Origin of the sequence: Streptomyces sp. NPDC048650 (assembly GCF_043199095.1) — a bacterium.
Lineage (GTDB): Bacteria > Actinomycetota > Actinomycetes > Streptomycetales > Streptomycetaceae > Streptomyces.
Map to the genome: position 1 here is coordinate 339246 of NZ_JBICVM010000008.1, position 20947 is coordinate 360192.

At 73.3% G+C, this 20947-nt stretch carries 16 protein-coding genes; 13 read left to right on the forward strand and 3 right to left on the reverse strand.

Annotated elements, in window-relative coordinates; genetic code table 11:
• Window positions 1-394: 394 nt before the first annotated feature.
• From ACGFML_RS24310 to ACGFML_RS24340, 7 genes are all read left to right on the forward strand, one after another.
• On the forward strand, window positions 395-1384 hold the full coding sequence (locus tag ACGFML_RS24310) for a hypothetical protein (protein WP_393546931.1): 990 nt from the start codon (window positions 395-397) through the stop codon (window positions 1382-1384).
• A gap of 242 nt (window positions 1385-1626) precedes the next feature.
• Window positions 1627-2094, forward strand: coding sequence for an acyl-CoA thioesterase (locus ACGFML_RS24315; RefSeq protein WP_393546933.1), 468 nt, complete (start codon window positions 1627-1629; stop codon window positions 2092-2094).
• Between the two features lie 23 nt (window positions 2095-2117).
• The gene (locus ACGFML_RS24320) at window positions 2118-3686 is read left to right on the forward strand and encodes a class I adenylate-forming enzyme family protein (protein WP_393546935.1); all 1569 of its coding nucleotides are present in this window, start codon (window positions 2118-2120) and stop codon (window positions 3684-3686) included.
• A 49-nt stretch (window positions 3687-3735) separates the two neighbouring features.
• Window positions 3736-4956, forward strand: a complete 1221-nt coding sequence (locus tag ACGFML_RS24325) for an MFS transporter (RefSeq protein WP_393546936.1) — start codon at window positions 3736-3738, stop codon at window positions 4954-4956.
• Window positions 4957-4984: 28 nt separating this feature from the next.
• Window positions 4985-5620, forward strand: coding sequence for a disulfide bond formation protein DsbA (locus ACGFML_RS24330; protein ID WP_393546938.1), 636 nt, complete (start codon window positions 4985-4987; stop codon window positions 5618-5620).
• 154 nt (window positions 5621-5774) lie between these two features.
• On the forward strand, window positions 5775-7223 hold the full coding sequence (locus ACGFML_RS24335) for a lyase family protein (RefSeq protein WP_393546940.1): 1449 nt from the start codon (window positions 5775-5777) through the stop codon (window positions 7221-7223).
• A 157-nt stretch (window positions 7224-7380) separates the two neighbouring features.
• The gene (locus tag ACGFML_RS24340; protein WP_393546941.1) at window positions 7381-8379 is read left to right on the forward strand and encodes a LysR family transcriptional regulator; all 999 of its coding nucleotides are present in this window, start codon (window positions 7381-7383) and stop codon (window positions 8377-8379) included.
• A 7-nt stretch (window positions 8380-8386) separates the two neighbouring features.
• Here ACGFML_RS24340 and ACGFML_RS24345 read toward each other — a convergent pair whose 3' ends face one another.
• On the reverse strand, window positions 8387-8884 hold the full coding sequence (locus ACGFML_RS24345) for a flavin reductase family protein (protein WP_393546943.1): 498 nt from the start codon (window positions 8882-8884) through the stop codon (window positions 8387-8389).
• Window positions 8885-9046: 162 nt separating this feature from the next.
• The gene (locus ACGFML_RS24350) at window positions 9047-10117 is read right to left on the reverse strand and encodes an LLM class flavin-dependent oxidoreductase (protein ID WP_393546945.1); all 1071 of its coding nucleotides are present in this window, start codon (window positions 10115-10117) and stop codon (window positions 9047-9049) included.
• Window positions 10118-10621: 504 nt separating this feature from the next.
• Between ACGFML_RS24350 and nadC the strand changes: the two genes are divergently transcribed.
• From nadC to ACGFML_RS24380, 6 genes are all read left to right on the forward strand, one after another.
• Window positions 10622-11566 carry a carboxylating nicotinate-nucleotide diphosphorylase gene (gene nadC, locus ACGFML_RS24355; protein WP_393546946.1) on the forward strand — a complete coding sequence of 315 codons (945 nt, stop codon included), beginning with the start codon at window positions 10622-10624 and terminating at the stop codon, window positions 11564-11566.
• A gap of 304 nt (window positions 11567-11870) precedes the next feature.
• The gene (locus ACGFML_RS24360; protein ID WP_393546947.1) at window positions 11871-13502 is read left to right on the forward strand and encodes an AMP-binding protein; all 1632 of its coding nucleotides are present in this window, start codon (window positions 11871-11873) and stop codon (window positions 13500-13502) included.
• 76 nt (window positions 13503-13578) lie between these two features.
• Complete coding sequence (locus ACGFML_RS24365; RefSeq protein WP_393546949.1) at window positions 13579-15792, forward strand: anthranilate synthase component I; 2214 nt, start codon at window positions 13579-13581, stop codon at window positions 15790-15792.
• A gap of 50 nt (window positions 15793-15842) precedes the next feature.
• Window positions 15843-17825: an FAD/NAD(P)-binding protein gene (locus tag ACGFML_RS24370; RefSeq protein WP_393546951.1), complete on the forward strand. Its 1983-nt coding sequence runs from the start codon at window positions 15843-15845 to the stop codon at window positions 17823-17825.
• A complete protein-coding gene (locus tag ACGFML_RS24375) occupies window positions 17822-19213 on the forward strand; it encodes a 3-deoxy-7-phosphoheptulonate synthase (protein ID WP_393546952.1) in 1392 nt (463 codons plus the stop codon). The genes ACGFML_RS24370 and ACGFML_RS24375 overlap by 4 nt, the downstream gene beginning before the upstream one ends.
• Window positions 19214-19338: 125 nt before the next feature.
• The gene (locus tag ACGFML_RS24380) at window positions 19339-19758 is read left to right on the forward strand and encodes a MarR family winged helix-turn-helix transcriptional regulator (RefSeq protein ID WP_393546954.1); all 420 of its coding nucleotides are present in this window, start codon (window positions 19339-19341) and stop codon (window positions 19756-19758) included.
• A gap of 67 nt (window positions 19759-19825) precedes the next feature.
• Here the strand turns inward: ACGFML_RS24380 and ACGFML_RS24385 are convergent, their stop codons facing one another.
• Window positions 19826-20653, reverse strand: a complete 828-nt coding sequence (locus tag ACGFML_RS24385; RefSeq protein WP_393546955.1) for an SAM-dependent methyltransferase — start codon at window positions 20651-20653, stop codon at window positions 19826-19828.
• Window positions 20654-20947 lie beyond the last annotated feature (294 nt).

Consider the following 20947-nt stretch of genomic DNA (forward strand, 5'->3'; position numbering starts at 1 on the left):
CAGCCCGTTGTCTCCTCCTCGCCCTGCCGCACGTCACGACCCCGATGGGATCCGAGAAAACATGGTCGTCAGGTCCTTGCCCCCCGCGAGCCTGCGAAGCCGCCCGTCAACAGACCGGAAGGTGTGGACGCATGCCGAGCGCAACTCCGGACTGCGGGACCGCCGTTCGACCGCCATCGACCGCTTCCCGACCGGCGCACCGTCCGGATGAGCCCCGAGGATCCCGGGCCCTTGGCTCCCCGCACGTAGACGCGATGGCCGGCGGGTCCGACCCGCTCCCCCACCACCTCCGCTGGACACCTCCCCCGATTGCCGGGGCCCGCACCAAGGACAGGGCGGGCCCCGACGGGTGGTCCGGACGGTCAATCTGCGCAACGTCGAAGAGAGGTAACCAGTGACAGGCAGCCCCAGTCAGCAGGTCGAGGAGTGGGTACGCAGGGCCGAACGCCGCATCGGCCCGCGCCTGACGAGCGTCACCGGCGGGCCCACCAAGGGAGACCTGGCGGACCACCACCCCGGCGTCGAGTACTTCGAGCTGGCGGAAGGCATGTTCCGCACCGCCCGCAGGGAGGTGCTGATCGTCAACGGGCAGATGAACGGCTTCCCCCGCGAGGACATCGACCGGTTCCGCGGCAGCGTCGCCGCCCTCAGTGACGGGCCGACCGCGGTGTCCGTGATCTGCCACCCCGACGAACTCGACGGGCACGACCGCCAGGAGTTCCTGGCGCGGATCAGCCGGGAGAACGACGCGCAGGTCCGGATCAGCACCGTGGACGTGCAGGGAATGATGATCTTCGATCGCCGGTACGCCCTCATGTGGCGGGCGAAGCACGGCCGCAGCTGCCTCCTGGTGCACTCCCCCGTCATCGTCGAGCCACTGCTCAAGCTGCTCGACTCCGCCTGGGAGGGCGCCTGCGACCTGGAGACCTTCGTGCGCCACCACCAGAACATGCTGGACGAGAAGACCCCGCAGATCCTGCGGCTGCTCAGCTCGGGGCGCAAGGACGAGGTCGCCGCCCGCCAACTGGGCATCTCCGTCCGCACCTACCGCCGGCACGTCGCCGGCCTGATGGAGATCCTGGGCGCGGAGTCCCGCTTCGAGGCCGGCGTCAAGGCCACCGCGCTCGGGCTCATCGACGTCGACCTCCGCGGCGGTGTCTCCCGGCCGCCCGCGCCGTCCGCGCCGCCCGCGCCGCCCGCCCGCGCGGCGACGCCGGGGGTCCCACGCCAACGCACCCGTACCGCCACGGGCTTGGCCCCCGAGGTGCCGGGCGACGCCGCCGACGATCCGTCGGGCTGCACCGCCGCCCCCCTCGCGATGCGGCGGGTGCGTCGCGGCGGCAGCACCCCGGCGCCCTGGGCCGCCCGCTGGTGCCCGAGCTGACCCGCATCCGCGCCGCGTCGTCCACGACCGTGGGCCCGTCGGTGCGCGCCGACGGGTGAGCCATGCTGCGCGACACGGCGGCCGTGCCCCGGGCCATGGCACCTTCCTGCCGCGTCCGCACGCCGTCATGGCAGCTTGTTGCCTCGACGGCGAGGACGCGGCGGGCACGGCCTACGCTCCGTGACGAGGTGCTCCCCGAAGGGGCAGCCCGCAGCCGACGCGACGGAAGTGATCCGGAAACCGTGCAGACCACAGCTGGCGACGATGCGACACGGATGTTCGCGCGGGACAAGCACATCTGGTTCCACCACTGCGACCCCGCGGGAATCGTGTTCTATCCGCAGTACCTGCTGCTGATGAACGAAATACTCCAGGAGTGGTTCGAGACCGGACTGCGGACCGACTACGCGGGCCTCTTCCAGGAGCGGCGCATCGGCATCCCGACCGTGCGGCTGGAGTGCGACTTCCTGGCGCCGAGCCGACTGGGTGACACCGTGCGGTTCGCCCTCGCGGTGGACCGGGTCGGGACCAGCTCGTTCCACCTGCGGTTCTCCTGCACCGGCGACGACCCGGCCGACGTACGCGTGCGGATCAAGGCCGTTCTGGTGTGCATGTCACTCGAGTCGCACCGCCCCATCCCGATCCCTGACGACATCCGCTCCGCGATGCAGGGCTGGCTGACCCCGGCGGCCGACGCGGCGACCGCTTGACAGTGGAAGGACGAGAGCGAGAGATGGCAGACGAACCGTTGCTCACCGACGGTGTGGGGGCAGGCAACTTCTTCCGCACCGCGGCTGCCGCCGCCGGCGGCGCCGCCGAAGCGAGCGTCATCGAGCTGGACAGGGCGTACCACCACCCCGACGGGCGGGTGCTCAGGGAGTTCACGCTCTCCGAACTCGACGAACTGACCGACCGGGTGGCCGCCGGTTACCACCGCGACGGCATCGGCCCCAAGGACCCGGTGGCGCTGTTCCTCGGCGAGAGCGTGCGCTATCTGATCCACTACATCGCCCTGACGAAGATCGGCGCGATTCCGGTGTTCCTCAACAGCGCGCTCCCGCCGGAGATCGCGGCCAAGTTCATCGCGAACGTCGGTGCGGTGGCGGTGGTCTGCGACGGCCGGCTCGTCGAGGAGGCGCTGGACGTCGCCCGCTACGACGCCGACCCGTACGCCACCGGACCCTTCCGGGCGTTCACCCACGCGGACAACGACCCGGTGCTGATCGCGCACACCTCCGGGACCACCGGGGTGCCCAAGGCCGTCCAGTTCAACCACGCGGGCTTCTTCTTCGGCATCAGGCAGCAGATCAACGCGGACCTCGGCCGGCGCATCCTCTCCGCGCTGCCGCAGAGCCACGCCTCGGCGATCTCCGTGCTGATGTCCTGCGTGGCCCGCGGCAGCCGGGTCCTGCTGGCCACCGAGCGCGAGCCCGAGCAGTTGGCCAAGGCCGTCGAGGGGTTCCGGCCCGAACTGGTCGCCGCCTTCCCCAAGGTCTTCGTCGACCTGTGCCGGCTCGACCTGGAGAGCTACGACTTCGGGTCGGTCTCCCGCTGGATGTCCACCGGTGACGCCAACCACGAGCGGCACATCAGGAGGCTCGTCCGGCTGGGCCACCACCTCGACCGGAGCGGAAAGCCGACCGCGGGCTCGCTGTTCATCGACAACTTCGGCTCGTCGGAGTTCGGCTTCGCGATGTTCCGGCAGGTGCACTCGGCGGCCACGAACCGCTACGGCCGGTGCATAGGCCGGCCCTTCGACTGGATCGACGCCCGGGTCTTCGACGACACGGACCAGCCGGCGGCCCACGGCACCGTGGGCCGGCTGGCACTCAAGTCCCCCACCGTCACGGCCGGTTACTGGAACAACTCGCTGCTGAGCGAGAAGAACAGGGTGCAGGGCTACTGGCTGACCGGTGACCTCGCCTACCGCGACGAGGACGGCCGCTTCTACCACGTCGACCGCACCTCGGACAGCATCAGCACCGAGCGGGGCACGATCTACAGCTGCCAGCTCGAGGAACTGATCCTCCGGCAGATCCCGGAGGTCTTCGACTGCTCGCTGGTCACCACCGGGGGCACCGCCGAGGGCACCGCCGGGGAGCCACGGCACCTCGTGCTCACCGTCGACCTGCCGTCCGCGGACGCCGACCTGGGCGCGCTGCGCACCCGGATCAACGCGGCGCTGTCCCGGGCGGGCTTCCCCGTCGTCGACCGGCTGGTGCGCAAGACGGCGGACGAACACGTCGGCGTCACCGGCAAGGCCCTGAAGCGGACCATGCGGGATGCCTACCAGCAGGTGTGACACCTCTTCGCGCCGGGTCACTCCGGTGCGTCAGTTAAGGAAAGCCACTATGACGACACCCCACCTGCGCGCCCGGGTGCCCCGCGCACACGACGGGCCGGGGCCACGCGCGGCGGCGGCCTGGACGGTCACGTACATCGTGTTCACCCTGCTGCTCGGCGGCACCGTCCCCACGCCGATGTACTCGCTGTACGCGCAGCGGCTCGATCTCTCGCCCGTGACAGTCTCGGCCGTCTTCGCCGCCTTCGCCGTCGGCGCGCTGTCCGCCCTGGTGCTGTTCGGATCGCTCTCCGACCAGATCGGGCGGCGGGCGACGATCGCGCCGGCGCTGTGCCTCGCCGTGTGCAGCTGTGTGGTGTTCGCACTCTCCCCGACGCTTCCGGGCATCGTCGTCGGCCGGGTGCTGTGCGGCCTCTCGGTGGGCCTCGCGAACGGCGCCGCCACCGCCTACCTCGGTGAGCTCCTCGGGGACCGCGGCCGTGCCGCCCTGACGTCGTCGGTCGCCAACATGATGGGCCTGGGGGTCGGCGCGCTGCTGTCCGGGGCGCTGGTGCAGTACGGCCCCGGTCCGCTGAGCACCTCCTACCTGGTGCTGGGCGTCCTGCTGTTGCCCGGGTTCACGCTGCTGCTGCTCCCCGAGACCGTGCGGAGGGACGGGAAGCGGCGGATCCGGCCGCAGCGGCTGGGGGTTCCGGCGGACATGCGGTCGGTGTTCACCGCCATGGCGGTCGCGGTCTTCGGCTCCTTCGCCCTGCTGGGGCTGCTGGCGGCGCTCGCGGGCAAGTTCCTCGTCACCGGGCTCCACAACACCAGCCACATGATGGTCGGCGTCGTCGCCTTCAGCGCGTTCGGCTCCGGGGGAGCCGCGCAGCTGCTGGGCGCCCGGCTGGCGCCCCGGGTGGGCTCGGTGGCCGGCATGGTCGCGGTACCGGCCGGGCTGGCGCTGTTCGTGGCGGCGCTGCCGGCGGCCTCCCTCACGCTGTTCCTGACCGGATCGGTGATCGGCGGTGCGGGCAGCGGCCTCGCCTTCCGCGCGGGCCTCGCCCTGGTGTCCTCGCAGGCGCCGCCGGCCCGGGTGGGCCAGGTCGTGTCCAGCTACTTCGCCGCCGCGTACCTGGGCCTGACCCTGCCCGTCCTCGGCATCGGCGTGATGGTCACGGAGATGCCGATGCTCACCGCGGCCGTGGTCTTCGCGGTCATCATCAGCCTGCTCGCCGCCCTCAGCATCACCGTGACCCTGACGACCCGCCCGCGGGCCGCCGCGGCCTGAGGGACCGACCGTTCCCGGCAGGACCGCCGTGCCCGACACCGCCCCGACCACCGTCGACTTCTGGTTCGATCCCGTCTGCCCGTGGGCGTGGCTGACCTCACGCTGGATGCTGGAGGTGGAGCGGCTGCGGCCGGTCCGGGTGCGCCGGCGGGTGATGAGCCTGTCCGTGCTCAACGAGCACCGCCACGACGAACTCCCGGAGCGCTACCGGGAGATCGTCAGGACGGGCTGGGGACCGGTACGGGTCTGCATCGCCGCCGAGCGGAAGTACGGCGCCGAGGTCCTGGGACCCCTCTGCACCGCGCTGGGCACCCGGCTCCACCTCCAGGGGCTCGCGCGCGACCGGGCCACGCTCGTCGCCGCGCTGGAGGAGGCGGGGCTGCCCGCACAGCTGGCGGACGCGGCGGACACCGACGCCTTCGACAGTGAGCTGCGCGCCTCGCACCGGGAGGGCATCGAGCTGGTGGGCCAGGAGGTGGGCACCCCCGTCATCGCGCTCCCGGGCGCGGACGGGGCGCGCCTGGCGTTCTTCGGGCCGGTGGTCACCCCCGCGCCCAGGGGCGAGTCGGCGGCGCGACTGTGGGACGGGACGCTGCTGGTCGCCTCGACCCCGGGCTTCTACGAGATCAAACGGACCCGGCAGACCGGGCCGGTCCTCGACTGACGCGGCGGTCCGGCCGCGCCCGGTACGGGCCGGAAGGCAGCAAGTTGCCACCGCCGGACGGGGACCGGCAACAAGTTGCCGCGCACGGCATGCCCGGCGCGCGCGGCACGCACAGTGGGATCACCCCAGCGCACAGATCCCAAGGAGGGTGGCGATGACCGTCACGACATCCGGCCCGGCGCCCGCCCCGGCGGAGCCCGACGCGGGACTGCTCTCACCGGTGCGGGCGGGCACCCCCGTCGAGCGGGTGGTCGGCGACCCGGCCTGGCTGCAGGCGATGCTGGACGCGGAGGCGGCGCTCGCCCGGGCCCAGGCGAGCCTCGGCGTGGTGCCGGCCGACGTCGCCCGGACCATCACGGACACCGCGCGGGCGGAGCTGCTGGACCTGCGTGCGGTGGCCCTCGCCGCGCGGGAGACCGCCAATCCGGTGGTGGGCCTGGTCGCCGCCTTCACGCGTGCGGTCGCCGCCAAGGACCCGCGGGCGGCCGAGTACGTGCACCGCGGCTCCACCAGCCAGGACATCCTCGACACCGCGGCCATGCTGGTCGCCCGCCGGTCGCTCGATCTGCTGCGCGCGGACCTCCGGCAGGCGGCCGCGTCGCTCGCCCGGCTGGCCCGCGACCACCGCGACACCCCGGTGGCCGGGCGCACGCTCGCGCTGCACGCGGTGCCCACGACGTTCGGTCTGAAGGCCGCCGGCTGGCGGCAGTTGCTGCTGGACGCCGACGAACGCCTGCGCCGGCTGGTGGAGGACGGCGGCCTGCCCGTCTCGCTCGGCGGGGCGGCCGGCACACTGGCCGGGTATCTGGAGTACGCGCGGATCGACACCGCCGCCACCGGCTCGCCCGCGGACCTCACGGCGTACGCCGCCGACCTGACCGAGGCGTTCGCACGGGAGACCGGGCTCGCCCGGCCGGTACTGCCGTGGCACGCCCTGCGCACCCCCCTCGCGGATCTCGGCGCGGCGCTGGCGTTCACCGCGGCCGCCCTGGGCAAGCTGGCCGTCGACGTGCAGACCCTCACCCGCACCGAGATCGCGGAGATCGAGGAGCCCCCGGTGGCGGGCCGCGGCGCGTCGTCCGCCATGCCGCACAAGCACAACCCGGTGCTCGCCACGCTGCTGCGGTCCGCGGCCCTCCAGGTACCGCCGATGGCGACGGGGCTGACACAGAGCCTGCTGTCGGAGGACGAGCGGTCGGCGGGTGTCTGGCACGCCGAGTGGGAACTGCTGCGTGAGTGCCTGCGGTTGACGGCGGGTGCCGCGCACACCGCCGTCGAGCTGACCGAGGGCCTGCGCGTCAGGCCGGAGCAGATGCTGCGCAACCTCGGGCTGACCGGCAGCCAGGTCGTCTCGGAGCGGGTCGCGGCGGTGCTGGCCCCCCTCCTCGGCAGGGCCGAGGCCAAGCAGGTGCTGACCGACGCCTCCCGCACGGCCGGCGAGCGGGGCCGCCCGCTCGCCGCGGTGCTGTCGGAGCTGCCGCAGGTCGCGGCCCATCTGGACCACGAGGCGCTCGCCGTGCTCACCGACCCGGCCACGTACACCGGTGCCGCCGCCGCCCTGGTGGACGCGGCACTGAGGACCGGGCCGGCCCCGGCAGCGTAGCCCCAGGGGACGCGAACCGGTGTGCCCGCCGAGAGCCTCCCCGCCGCGGGGACGTCCCCCGCCGCCGCCCGCTCCTCCGTCCGCCACGACGGCGCAAACCCCGATCTCCCCTCCTCCTCACCACCACCATCCGCTCGGCCGGACACAGGGAGCCCTCATGCCCTCCGCACGCGTATCGGGAACGAACCGCACCACGTCGCACCCCCGTCGTCAGCCAGCCTCCCCGGGCTGCAAGGGGGAGAAGGCCGAGGCCGGGCCGCTGAACCCCGCCTGGCTCCGCACCTTCGTCGAGGTCTACCGCACCGGATCGTTCGGCAAGGCGGCCCATCGGCTGCACATCTCGCAGCCCGCCGTCACCCAGCAGATCCGCATGCTGGAGGAGCGGGTCGGGGTGCCGCTGTTCGTCCGGCACGCCACCGGCTCGCGGCCGACACCGGCCGCCGAGTCGCTCGCCCGCGACGCCGAAGGGCCGGTCGACGCCCTCGACTTCGTCCTGCAGCGCTACTTCGGCGTCGAAGGGCCGAGCCGCCCGCTGCGGCTGGGTGCCCCCAGCGATCTGGTCAGCGACCGGATCCTGCCCGCGCTCGCCGACATGCTCAGGGAACGGGTGCAGCTGCGGACCACCCTGGCCCTGTCCGACGCGCTCCTGGCCCAACTGGCCGCCGGGGAACTCGACATCGTCGTCGCCCGGGAGCGGCCCCGGCTGAAGGGGATCGCCGCACTGCCCCTGTACGACGAGGAGTGCAGCCTGGTCGCCTCACCCGAGACGGCGCGCGAGATCCCCCCGGACCTCAGCCCGGCCGAGGCGCCGCGCGTCCTGGCCGCCCACCCCCTCGTCGCCTTCGCCGAATCCCTGCCGATGATCGACCACTACTGGTGGTCCGTCTTCCACGCCCCGCCGGCGACCGCGCCGGACGTGGTGGTGCCCGACCACCGGGCCGTGCTGGCCGCCGTCCGGGCGTCGGTGGGCATCACCGTGGTCCCCACGTATCTGTGCGCCGAGGACTTCGCCTGCGGCACGCTCGTCCCGCTCCTCACACCCGAGCTGCCGCCGATCACCACCATGTATCTGGCGACCCGGGAGGGGGACGTCGCCCGTCCGCACGTCTCCGCCGCGCACGGCAAGCTGCTGGCGTGCGGCCGCACCTGGAACTGATGGCGCGTCAGTCGGCGGCCAGGCGCCATGCGAGGCTGCGCCGGAAGTAGACGAGCGGCTCGCCCGGTGAGACGTCGCAGCCGATGACGTTGCCGACCAGGATCGCGTGGTCACCGTGCTCCACGGCCTTGGCGCGTGCGCAGCGCAGGTACACGAGCGCGCCCCCCAGGCGCGGCACCGGCCCGTCCCACGCCCAGTCCTGCGCGGCGAACTTGTGGTCGCCGCGGCCGGCGAACACCGAGGCGACCTCGCTCTGGGACGCGTGCAGCAGGTGGACCGCGAACTCCTCGGCGGCGAGCAGCGGTGCGTACGACCGGGACCGCTGGTCGACCGCGAGCAGCACCGACGGCGGCGAGGCGCTGTAGGAGCAGAGCGAGGAGACGAGCAGTCCGCACGGGTCGCCGAGGCGGTCGGCGGCCGTCACCACAGCGACGCCGGACGCGAGGCTGCTCATCGCGTCGAGGAATACCTCGGGGGCGACTCCGGATATCTGCGATTCCAGCATTCTCCACAACACATTCGTCGGCGGAAAACAGTTCGGCGGCGGCACCGTGCGCCGCACCGGAGGAATGGTGCGGTCCGGTGATCCACCGTTACCGGACCCGGAATTCGGGTCCGGCAGCGGTGGATCTCCGCGGGCTTCGCCGTCCGCGATGAACGCGTGCGGTCAGCGCTCGGCGGGCTTGAACAGCGGGGCCACCTCTTCGGCGAACAGACGCAGCGTCTGCTCCGCGTCGCGGTATTCCGTGTAGCCCGGGTTGACCTGGATGCTGATGCACAGGTCGTCGCCGAACGCCTCCCGGGCGGTGTCCAGCTGGGCCACCACGTCGCTCGGCGTACCGGCGAGGATCTTGCCGTTGGCGAGCGCCTTGCGGAAGTCGTACTCGCGGGCCTTGTGGACCAGCTTGTCGTACCCCTCGTACTGGTCCGACTGGGTCCGCGCCCACCCCTCGGCCGCCTCGGACATCAGCACGACGTGGTTGTTCTCCAGTTCCTCGCCGCGGCGCAGCGCCGCCTCACGGTCCTGTGAGAGGTAGCAGTTGTACTTGAGCTGGATGCGGGCCGCGCCCTTGGCGTGCCCGGCGTCCGCCCACGCCGCGCGGTAGGCGGCGAGCATCTTCACGACCACGTCGTGGCCGACGATCGTCGGGACGACCTGGAGGTGGTGGCCGGCCTTGCCGGCCGCGGCGCAGGAGTCGGGGCTGGAGGCGGACGCCACGAAGACCGGCGGGCCGGACTGCTGTACCGGGCGGGGCGAGAGCGTGACCGGCCCGAAGGAGTGGAACTCGCCGTTGAACACGACGTCCTGCTCGCTCCACAGCCGCCGGCAGGCCTCGATGCCCTCGTTGAAGCGCCGGCGGCTCTCGTCGAGCGACACGCCCAGCCAGCCGAACTCCTGGGGGAGCCAGGCCCGGCCGAACCCGACGTCCAGCCGGCCCTCGGAGATGTTGTCCAGCATCACCAGCTTGCTCGCGAGCTGGAGCGGGTGGGTGAAGGCGGGGATGACGGCACCGGTGGCGACCCGGATGGTCTTGGTTCGCGCGGCGATCGCGGAGAGCAGGGTCACCGGGTCGGGGCTGTACCCGCCGTAGGGCGTGCCGTAGTGCTCCACCGTCTGCACGTGCTCGAAGCCGTACTCCTCCGCGAGCCGGCTCAGCGCGATGACCTCGCGGTAGAACTGCCACGCGGGCTTGTGATCGGGCGTGAAGACCGGGAAGAAGTTCAGGCCGAAATCCACGGCACTCTCCTGAGAAAAAGTATGCGCCAGCGTGGGCAGGGTTCTGCGACGAGGCGACGGGAGGTCCGAGATGACGTCCCTTTGACAGTGGAATCCGCATACCTCGCCGCACACTTCTCCGTACATGCGAAGGCATCCGGAGTCGGTGTTCGGGTGGGCCAACTGTGACAACGGGCCGGGAGAGCCGTCAAATAAGGTGCGCTATCGGCTTGATAAGCGAGCTGATTACGGCGACTGGCGAAAAGTGGCTGGTCGGTGCCGTACCCGGACGGAGTGACGACCTTGCGGGGAAAGGGAATTGGTAGCCTCGGCGGGGCGCGGCCGGGGCCTCGGTCCGCCGCCCCGGCACCGGGGAAGGACCCCTTGCCGGGCCGGTAGGAGGACCTCGCCTCGACCGCGGGCACAGGAGGCCGTCGGCGCCCTCGCGCCGGCCCGCCTCAGGCACCGGCGGGCGCCCGCGTCCGTACCCCGACTCCCCCACCGACTCACCTCGGAGCCGCGTCCATGAGCACTTCCGTCCTTCCCTGTCAGCGCACCACCCGCCCCGGGTCGTCTCCCGAGTGCGGGCTCGACCCCGCGCTCGCGGCGCTGCTGGCCGCCGCCGGGCTCGACCCCGCGCAGGTCGAGGACGTCGCCCGGCGGGCGATAACCGAAGACCTCGACGGGGGCGTGGATGTGACGACCCTCGCGACGATCCCGCAGGGGTCCCTCGCCACCGGTGACTTCACCGCCCGGCAGCCGGGCGTGGTCACCGGGCTGCGCCTCGCGGAGGCCCTCGTGTCGGTGGTGTGCACCGAGGCGTTCGACGTCGAGCGGCATGTCGAGGAGGGGGACCGGGTCGAGGCGGGCCAGGTGCTGCTCAGCGTCCGGGCCCGCACCCGCGACCTGCTCACCGCCGAGCGCAGCGCGCTGAACCTGCTGTGCCGGCTGTCCGGTATCGCCACCGAGACCCGCCGCTGGGCCGACGTCCTGGAGGGCACCGGGGCGAAGGTCCGCGACACCCGCAAGACCACTCCGGGCCTGCGCGCGCTGGAGAAGTACGGGGTGCGCTGCGGCGGCGGGGTCAACCACCGGATGTCGCTGTCCGACGCGGCTCTGGTCAAGGACAACCACGTGGTGGCGGCCGGCGGCGTCGCCGAGGCGTTCCGGGCCGTCCGCCGGGCGCACCCCGGCCTCGCCATCGAGGTCGAGGTGGACACCCTGCCGCAGCTGGGTGAAGTCCTCGACGCCGGGGCCGACTTGATCCTGCTGGACAACTTCACTCCGGCCGAGACCCAAGCGGCCGTCGCCGCCGTCGCGGGCCGGGCCGTGCTGGAGTCCTCCGGCCGCCTCACCCTGGCGACCGCCCGCGCCTACGCCGAGGCCGGCGTCGACTACCTCTCGGTGGGCTCGCTGACGCACTCCGTCCCGGCCCTCGACATCGGCCTGGACCTCCGCCCGGTGAACTGACCGGAAGGGGCGGCCCGTCCACCGGGTCCGGGACCCGCGCGGACGGACCGCCCCCCTCTCTCCCCCGGCCCCGTGCGCGCCCCTTTCGGGCGGATGCCGCGCCGGAAGTCCAGGGCGGCGCCCGACCCCTCCGCCGTGCGCGAGGCAGCAAGCTGCCACCGCCGCGCACTGAGGCTGCAGGAAGGTGCCAGAGCCCGGAGCGTCGCGATTCCGCCACGCAGCATGGGCTCACCCAACGCCCGGCGAGCGGGCCCACGCGAGGGACGGCATGCGTGCGCACCCAGGGCTCCCTGACGGAGGAGAGATGGAACCACTGTCACCTTCTGCTCACCAGGACACCTTCCCCCGCGACAGCCTGCCGCCGCGCCGGGAGTGGCCCGAGCTGGTCTTCGGTCCGCCGGAGCTGCGCTACCCCCGACGGCTGAACTGCGCCGAGGAGTTGCTCGACGGGACGATCGCCCGGTTCGATCCGCGGCGGCCCGCCCTGTACGACGCGGCCGGCCGGGTCTGGTCGTACGGGCAGCTGCGGGAGCACGTCGACCGGATCGCCCGGGTGCTGACCGAGGACCACGGCCTGGTCCCGGGCAACCGCGTCCTGCTGCGTGGCCCCAATTCGCCCTGGTTGGCTGCATGTTGGCTGGCCGTTCTGAAGGCGGGCGGGGTGGCCGTGACGACCATGGCGCTGCTGCGCGCGGGGGAACTGCGCGCCATCGCCACCGCGGCCCGTGTCGGCCTCGCGCTGTGCGACGAGCGGTTCACCGGCGAGCTGGAGCGGGCCGGCCTGCCGGAGCTGCGCATCGTGGGGTTCGGGGACGGAGCCGACGGCGAGCTGAACCGGTGTGCGGCCGGGAAGGCCACCGGGTTCACCGCGGTGCCCACGGCCGCCGACGACGTGGCGCTGATCGCGTTCACCTCGGGCACCAGCGGGCGGCCCAAGGCGACGATGCACTTCCACCGCGATGTGCTGGCCATCGCCGACACCTTCTCCGCACACGTCCTGCGGCCCCGGCCCGACGACCTGTTCGCCGGGAGCCCGCCGCTCGCCTTCACCTTCGGCCTCGGCGGTCTGCTGGTGTTCCCGCTGCGGGCCGGTGCGTCGGCGCTGCTGCTGGAGTCCGCCTCCCCGGAGAAGCTGTTCGGGGCGGTCGGCCGGCACCGGGTCACCGTGCTGTTCACCGCGCCGACCGCCTACCGGGCGGTGCTGCCGCAGATCGACGGCCACGACCTGCGGTCGCTGCGGCGCTGCGTCTCCGCCGGCGAACCGCTGCCCGCGGAGACCTGGCACGCCTTCGAGCGGGCCACCGGTCTGCGGATCATCGAGGGCATCGGCTCCACCGAGATGCTGCACGTCTTCATCTCGGCCGCCGACGACGACATCCGGCCGGGCGTGACGGGCCGGCCGGTGCCCGGCTTCCGGGCCCGCGTCGTCGACGAGGCGGGCGCCCCGCTGCCCGACGGCGTGCCGGGCCGGCTCGCGGTGCAGGGGCCGACCGGGTGCCGCTACCTCAGCGACGAGCGGCAGCGCAGCCAGGTGCAGCACGGCTGGAACATCACCGGCGACATCTTCGTCCGCGACGCCGACGGCTACTTCCACTACCAGGCCCGCGCCGACGACATGATCGTCACCGCCGGGTACAACGTCGCCGCCCCCGAGGTGGAGCGGGCGGTGGTCCGCCACCCCGCCGTCCGCGACTGCGGCGTGGTCGGCGTGCCCGACCCGGAGCGCGGCCAGGTGGTAAAGGCGTTCGTGGTCCTCGCCCCCGACGTCGGGCCCAGTCCTCAACTTGCCCTGGGAATACAGGATTTCGTCAAGTCCGAAATCGCACCGTACAAGTACCCGCGCCAGGTGGAGTTCGTCACCGCGCTGCCGTTCGGCGACACCGGAAAGCTGCAGCGCCAGGTCCTGCGCGCCTCACTCACGGCGAACGGCGAATGACCGGCGGCCGGCTGTTGCGCTCCGCCCGTGGCCGTGGCAGACCAGCCGTCACGCCCTTTCGAGAAGGTGAGTTCTCATGTCCCTGACGGAGGCCGTCGACGCCCCGCCCGCGGAGCGGCGGGCGACGGAGCAGTGGACCACTCCCGCCGGGGTGACCGTGCACCGCTCGGTGCTGCCGGCCGGCAGCGCCCGGCTCCTGCGGGCCGGGCTGGAGACCGCACTCGACCAGCACCGGGGCATGCTCCAGTTCCGACCCGACGGCAGCGCCCTCGGCTACGTCGATCCCCCGGTCGAGGTGAGCGTGCGCGCCGAGCGGGTGACCGTCCGTGCGCTCAACTCCCGTGGCCGCGTGCTGCTTCCCGCGCTGCGCGGGGCGCTGGAGCCGGTCCTGACCGAGCGGCTGGCCGACGCGGACCAGGTGTCGGGGCACGTGCCGCGGCGCGCCGGCACCTTCGCGGAGGAGGACCGGACCTCGCACGCCGGGGTGTTCGTCGCGGTGCGCGCGCTGCTGCGGGCCATGGCCGCGCCCGCGGACCGGCTGCTGGGACTGTACGGGGCCTTCGGCTACGACCTGCTGTTCCAGGTGGACCCCGTCGAACTGCACCAGCGGCGCGACCCGGACGCCCGCGACCTGGTGCTCCACCTGCCGGACCAGATCTACGAACTCGACCTCCGGCGCGACCGGGCCGTGCGGCACAGCTACGAGTTCAGCGTCGGCCGGGAGTGCACCGTGGGGCGGCCCCGCGCCACCGCGGCCGAGCCGTTCGCCCCCGGCTCGCCCGGGCGGCTGCGCGACCACGCGCCCGGCGAGTACGCCGAGGTGGTCTCCCGGGCCAGGGAGCTGTTCCGCTCCGGCGACCTGTTCGAGGTGGTGCCCAGCCAGGTCTTCCACCGCGAGTGCCACCAGCCGCCCTCCGTGCTCTTCCGGCGGCTGCGCGAGAGCAACCCGGCGCCGTACAGCCTGCTGGCCGGCCTCGGGGAGGGGGAGTACCTGATCGGCGCCTCGCCCGAGATGTTCGTCCGGGTCCGGCGCGAGTCCGGGGCGGCCGCCGATGACCAGCTGGTCGTCGAGTCCTCCCCGATCAGCGGGACCGCCCGCCGGGGCCGCGACGCCCTGGAGGACGCCGCGCACATCCGCGAACTGCTGGGTTCCGCCAAGGAGGAGTCCGAGCTGACCATGTGCACGGACGTGGACCGCAACGACAAGGCGCGGGTCTGTGTGCCCGGTTCCGTGCAGGTCACCGCGCGGCGGCGGATCGAGATGTACTCGACGCTCATCCACACCGTGGACCGGGTGCGCGGGGTGCTCGCGCCGGGCCGCGACGCCCTCGACGGGTTCCTCGCGCATCTGTGGGCGGTGACCGTCACCGGCGCGCCCAAGCTGGCGGCGGCGGAGTTCATCGAGCGGGTGGAGCGCTCCCCGCGCCGCTGGTACGCGGGCGCCGTGGGGCGCCTCGCCTTCGACGGCAGCCTGGACACGGTGCTGACCCTGCGCACCATCCAGGTACGAGAGGGGGTGGCGACGGTGCGGGCCGGGGCGACGCTGCTGTACGACTCGTCGCCGCCCGCCGAGGAGGCCGAGACCGAGCTCAAGGCGCAGGCGCTGCTCCGGGTGCTCGACCGGCCCGCCGCCGCGCTCGTGGCGCCGCCGCACGTACCCCGCAGCGCGCCGGGCGAGGGCCTGCGGGTCCTGATGGTCGACCACCGCGACTCGTTCGCCCACTGCCTCGCCGACTATCTGCGACAGACCGGCGCGAGCGTCACGACCTACCGGAGCGGCAGCCACCTGCCGATGCTGGAGCGCGAACGGCCCGACCTGCTGGTGCTCTCGCCGGGTCCGGGCCGTCCCGCGGACTTCGGGATGAGCGCGACGCTCGCCGAGGCGCGGCGGCTCGGCCTGCCGGTCTTCGGGGTGTGTCTGGGCCTGCAGGGGCTCGTCGAGCACTTCGGCGGGAGCCTCGGGGTACTGGACCGCCCGGTGCACGGCAAGCCGTCCCGGGTCCGGGTGACCGCGCGGGACAGCCGTCTGCTGGCCGGGCTGCCGCCCGAGTTCGAGGTGGGGCGCTACCACTCCCTCTACGCCACCACGGCGCGGCTGCCCGGCGAGCTGCGGGTGACCGCGGAGACCGAGGACGGCATGGTGATGGCCGTCGAGCACCGTGAACTCCCCTGGGCCGCGGTGCAGTTCCACCCCGAGTCGATCATGACGGCCGGGCAGCGGATCGGCCATCTGGTGGTCGCGGGCGCCGTGACGGGCCTCGCCGGCCGCCGACCGGGGGCCGGGCCATGAGCGACCGGGCCGGCCCCCCGCACCCCATGTCCACGAGGAGGAGTACCCGTATGTCCAGTCGGCGTCTTCGGATCGGCATCGTCGGTGCCGGCCCGCGAGGGCTGTCGGTGCTGGAGCGACTGTGCGCCAATGCGCGCGCCGCGTCCTCGTACCCCGCCGTCGACGTCCACGTCGTCGACCCGTTCCGGCCCGGCGCCGGACAGGTCTGGCGCAGCGGCCAGTCGCGGCATCTGCTGATGAACACCGTCGCCTCGCAGATCACCGTGTACACCGACGCCGGCGTCAGCATGGAGGGCCCGGTCGAGCCCGGTCCCAGCCTCTACGAATGGGCCCGCTCGCTGTCCCTGCGGGGGCCGCGGGAGGAACCCTGCACCGGCTGCGACGACGAGACCCTGGCCGAGGCCCGGGACCTGGGCCCGGACGCGTACCCCACGCGCGCCTTCTACGGCTGCTACCTGGAGGCCGCCTACCGCCGGATCGTGGCCGGCGCCCCGGCGCACGTCACCGTGCACGGCCACCGCGTCCGGGCGGTCGCGCTGGAGGACGGGAGCGGTCTGCCGGCCGGTCCGCAGACCCTCACGCTGGAGGACGGCGGCCGGCTGGCCGGGCTCGACGCCGTCGTGCTCGCGCAGGGGCACGTCCCCTCCCACCCCACCCGGCAGGAGGCCGCATGCGCCGCGTTCGCCGCGGAGTTCGGCCTGCGGTACGTGCCGCCGGCCAATCCCGCGGAGGTGGACGTGGCGGCGGTCGGGCCCGGCGAGGCGGTACTGCTGCGCGGCCTCGGGCTCAGCTTCTTCGACTACACGGCGCTGTTCACCGTCGGCCGCGGGGGCTCCTTCGAGCGGACCGGTCGGGGCCTGGTCTACCACCCGTCGGGGCGTGAGCCGCGGCTGTACGCGGGCTCCCGGCGCGGTGTCCCCTACCAGGCCCGCGGCGACAACGAGAAGGGCGCCCACGGCCGGCACCATCCGCGGCTGCTGACCACCGACGTGATCGAGCTGCTGCGCAAACACACCGAGCAGGGCGATCGCGTGGGCTTCGGGACCGATCTGTGGCCCCTGATCGCCACCGAGGTGGAGAGCGTCTACTACGGCACCTGGCTCGCCGCGCGGGGCCGGGGCGCCGAGCGGGCGGACTTCGTCGAGCGGTATCTGGCCGCCGAGGGGGCGGCGGACCGGCGTCGGCTGCTCGACTCCTGCGCCGTCCCGGTGGCCGAGCGCTGGGACTGGGAGCGGATCGCGACCCCGTACGGCGGGCGCGCGTTCGCCGGCCGCGAGGAGTTCCGCGGCTGGCTGCTGGAGTACCTGCGGCGGGACGCGGAGGAGGCCCGGGCCGGCAACGTCGGCGGGCCGCGCAAGGCCGCCCTGGACGTGCTGCGCGACCTGCGCAACGAGATCCGGCTGGTGGTCGACCACGGCGGCCTGGACGGCGCCTCCTACCGGGACGAGCTGCAGGGCTGGTACACCCCGCTCAACGCCTTCCTGTCCATCGGGCCGCCGACCTCCCGCATCGAGGAGATGGCGGCGCTCGTCGAGGCGGGCGTGCTGGACGTCCTGGGGCCGGGGATCGAGGTGCGGCCGGACGCCGCGCGGGGGGTGTTCACCGCCCGCTCCTCGGTGCCCGGCGCCGAGGCCCACGCGCGGGTGCTGATCGAGGCCCGGCTGACCGAGCCGGATCTGCGTCGCACCGCCGACCCGCTGCTGCGCGGGCTGCTGGCGTCGGGGCAGTGCACCCCCTACCGCATCGCCTCCGCCACCGGCCCGGACCACGAGACCGGCGGTCTCGCGGTCACCGCCCGCCCCTACCGGCTGGTCGACGCGGCCGGGCGGGCCCACCCCCGGCGCTTCGCGTACGGCGTCCCCACCGAGGGCGTGCACTGGGTCACCGCGGCCGGGATACGCCCCGGCGTCGACTCGGTCACCCTCGGCGACTCCGACGCCATCGCCCGCACCGTCCTCGCCGCACCGCCCGCCACCCCGGCCGTCCCGGGCCCCGACAGGCCCGGCAACCATGTCGACGAGGCGGTCGCATGACCGCCACCGACCCGGGCGTGCCGCCGCCCGACCACCCACGGCCGCCCGACCCCCTTCCCGCCCGGCCACCCGACAGCTGGCGCTCCCGGCCCGCCCGGCAGCAGCCGCCGTGGCCCGACCCGGTGGCGTTGCGCCGGACCGTCGCGGAATTGGAGGGCGCTCCGCCGCTGCTGCACCCCGCCGAGTGCGACCGGCTGCGCGCCCGCCTCGCGGCCGTCGCCCGCGGCGAGGCGTTCCTGCTGCAGGGCGGCGACCGCACGGAGACCTTCGCGGGCACCACCGCCACGCAGATCCGCACGAAGCTCAGGACGCTGCTGCAGATGGCCATGATCCTGTCCTACGCGGGCTCGGTGCCGGTCGTGAAGGTGGGCCGGATGGCCGGGCAGTACGCCGCGCCCTGCTCCGCGCCGACCGAGACCCGCGACGGCGTGACCCTGCCGGCCTTCGGTGGGGACGCGGTCAACGGGCCCGACTTCAGCCCCGGTGCCCGCACCCCGGACCCGGAGCGGCTGAGGCGGGCGTACCAGGCCTCGGCGGCGGCCCTGAACCTGCTGCGCGCCCTCACCGCCGGCGACGACACCGCGCTGCGGCGCATCCACGAGTGGAACCAGGACTTCGTGGCGCGCTCGCCCGCGGGTGAGCGCTACGAGCGGCTCGTCCGGGACATCGACACGGCGATCCGCTTCATGACGGCCTGCGGGGCCAGGACGGACGCGCTGCGCACGGCGGACTTCTACACCAGCCACGAGGCGCTGCTCCTGGAGTACGAGTCGGCGCTGACGCGGGTGGACGAGCGCAGCGGGGCGTCGTACGACCTGTCGGGCCACCTGGTCTGGATCGGTGAGGGAACCCGGCAACCGGACGGCGCGCACGTGGAGTTCGCCTCCGGGGTGGGCAATCCGCTCGGCGTCGAGCTCGGCCCCACCGCCACGGCCGACGAGGTGCTCGCGCTGGTCGACCGTCTGGACCCGGAACGCGAGCCGGGCCGGCTGACGTTCCTCACCCGCATGGGCGCGGCGGCCGTCCGCGACCGGCTGCCCGAGCTGGTGGCGAAGGTGACCGCGAGCGGCGCGCGGGTGGGCTGGGTGTGCTATCCGGTGCACGGCCCCGCCCTCGGCTCTCCGGCCGGGCCCACCACGGACCTTTGCACGCGGGTCCTGGACGAGATCACCGGCTTCTTCGAGGTGCACCAGGCGCTCGGCACCCATCCGGGCGGCGTCCACCTGGAGTTGACCGGTGACGAGGTCACCGAGCGCGTGCGCGGCCCGCGGGAGGCCGCCCAGGGCGCGGGGCCGGCGCGCCACGGGACCGCCGACGGGCCCCGCCTCGACCGGGCGCAGGCCCTCGACCTCGCCTTCGCGATCGCCGAGCTGTACCGGAGCCAGTGACGCGGCCCCGCTCTGTTCGTCGACGGCGGTAGCGGGGCCACCGCACGCGCGAGGCGTGACCGGGCGCGTGCTCAACGGGGCGAAAACGGCGGGTACTTCACACTCTGCATTGTTAAGCTCACATAATGAGCTTACCGCCGTCCCCCCTGAGCCTGGAGGTCATCGACCTCATCTGCACCATGGTGGTGCGCTACAACGAGGAGTACGAAGCGGCCGCGGCCGGACACCGGCTCACCGGAGTCCAGGCCCGTCTGGTCGCGCTGCTGACGCACGGCCCGCTGCCCATGCGCCGGATCGCCGAGCAGCTCAAGTGCGAACCGTCCAACGTCACCGGCCTGGTGGACCGTCTGGAGGCCCGGGGCCTGGTCCAACGCCGCCCCGACCCCGCCGACCGCCGCGTCAAGCTCGTCGTCGTCACGGACGCCGGGCGGACCACGGCCGGACTCCTGCGCGGCGCGCTGGACTTCGCCCGGGAACCACTGGCCGCGCTGCCGGCGAAGGACCGCGAGACCCTGCGGGACCTGCTGCGAACGATCCTGACCTGACCGCCGCACGGCCGCGGCCCGCGGGCGGTCCCTGCCGCCCGCGGGCCGCTCTCGCGCACGGGCGTCGTCAGGGCCGCCGGGCGACGATGATGCCGTAGCCGACCTGGGGGAGGTCGCCGAAGCGCTCGATGATGTCGGCGGCCTCGGACAGCTCCTCGCTGAACGCGTCGTCGAAGGTCTCCTTGGTCCGCCGGATGGCGAGCGCGGCCAGTTCGTGGCTGCGCCGGACGTTCTCTCCGATGTCCAGGACCTCGACGACCTCCAGGCCGGCCTTGTCCATGTGGGCGACGTAGTCGTTGGCGTCGCCGAGCGGCGGAATCTGGAAGAGCCTGCGGTTGGCCGCCACCACCTCGGCCGCCCGGGCGTCGAGTTCACCCTGCTGGTAGGGGTTCGCCGCCACCAGCGTGCCGCCGGGGCGCAGCACCCGCGCCGCCTCGGCGATGGCCTTGGCCCGGTCGGACATGTGCAGGAAGGACTCGATGGCGTAGACGCGGTCGAAGTGGCCGTCGGCGAAGGGCAGATCCATGCCGTCGGCCTTCCGGAAGGCCACCTGGCCGGCGCCGTCACCGACCTCGGGCCGGGCGCCGGCGAGCTCCGCCTGCTGGGCGCTGATCGTGATGCCGGTGACGTGGACCCGGCGCGTGCCGGCCACCTGGACGGCCGGCTTGCCGCTGCCGCAGCCGATGTCCAGAATGCGCAGGCCCGGCGAGAGCGCGAGCCGGTCGGCCACCATGTCGGTCAAGGCGTCGGTGGCCTCCTCGACGGACGCGTCGTCATCGCCGTTCCGCCAGTAGCCCAAGTGAATGTTTCCCCCCATCACTTCGGCGAGGAGATCGGTCGACTGGTCGTACATGCTGCCCACGTCGGCCGCCGTGGGTATGTGCTGTTCGGCCATCCCTGATACGCCCTTCAGTAATTCCCCCGGCCGGTGCGCCCGCACCGCCGCTCGGACGCTACAAACAGCAAGTCCCTTTGTCAACGCAACACTTCATGCCTCAGCGACTCCCATTTCGGATTCCGGAGTTTGCCAAGGGCGGCCGTTTTCCATTCCTCTTGACATATCGGCACCGGCACTTCCCAGTGATAGTGGCGCCGAACCACCGGTGGCCGACGGGCCGGCCCCATAGGTGAAGTTATCGGTCTCATGGATCAAGCTATTGGACAGTACATCCGGACGTCGGGTCTACTG

Excerpts from the sequence above, each read along its gene's own strand:
- ACGFML_RS24320 (WP_393546935.1), top strand. The coding sequence starts at position 2,118 with ATGGCAGACGAACCGTTGCTCACCGACGGTGTGGGGGCAGGCAACTTC.
- ACGFML_RS24325 (WP_393546936.1), top strand. The coding sequence starts at position 3,736 with ATGACGACACCCCACCTGCGCGCCCGGGTGCCCCGCGCACACGACGGG.
- ACGFML_RS24335 (WP_393546940.1), top strand. The coding sequence starts at position 5,775 with ATGACCGTCACGACATCCGGCCCGGCGCCCGCCCCGGCGGAGCCCGAC.
- ACGFML_RS24340 (WP_393546941.1), top strand. The coding sequence starts at position 7,381 with ATGCCCTCCGCACGCGTATCGGGAACGAACCGCACCACGTCGCACCCC.
- ACGFML_RS24345 (WP_393546943.1), bottom strand. The coding sequence starts at position 8,884 with ATGCTGGAATCGCAGATATCCGGAGTCGCCCCCGAGGTATTCCTCGAC.
- nadC (WP_393546946.1), top strand. The coding sequence starts at position 10,622 with ATGAGCACTTCCGTCCTTCCCTGTCAGCGCACCACCCGCCCCGGGTCG.
- ACGFML_RS24360 (WP_393546947.1), top strand. The coding sequence starts at position 11,871 with ATGGAACCACTGTCACCTTCTGCTCACCAGGACACCTTCCCCCGCGAC.
- ACGFML_RS24365 (WP_393546949.1), top strand. The coding sequence starts at position 13,579 with ATGTCCCTGACGGAGGCCGTCGACGCCCCGCCCGCGGAGCGGCGGGCG.
- ACGFML_RS24370 (WP_393546951.1), top strand. The coding sequence starts at position 15,843 with ATGTCCAGTCGGCGTCTTCGGATCGGCATCGTCGGTGCCGGCCCGCGA.
- ACGFML_RS24375 (WP_393546952.1), top strand. The coding sequence starts at position 17,822 with ATGACCGCCACCGACCCGGGCGTGCCGCCGCCCGACCACCCACGGCCG.
- ACGFML_RS24380 (WP_393546954.1), top strand. The coding sequence starts at position 19,339 with ATGAGCTTACCGCCGTCCCCCCTGAGCCTGGAGGTCATCGACCTCATC.
- ACGFML_RS24385 (WP_393546955.1), bottom strand. The coding sequence starts at position 20,653 with ATGGCCGAACAGCACATACCCACGGCGGCCGACGTGGGCAGCATGTAC.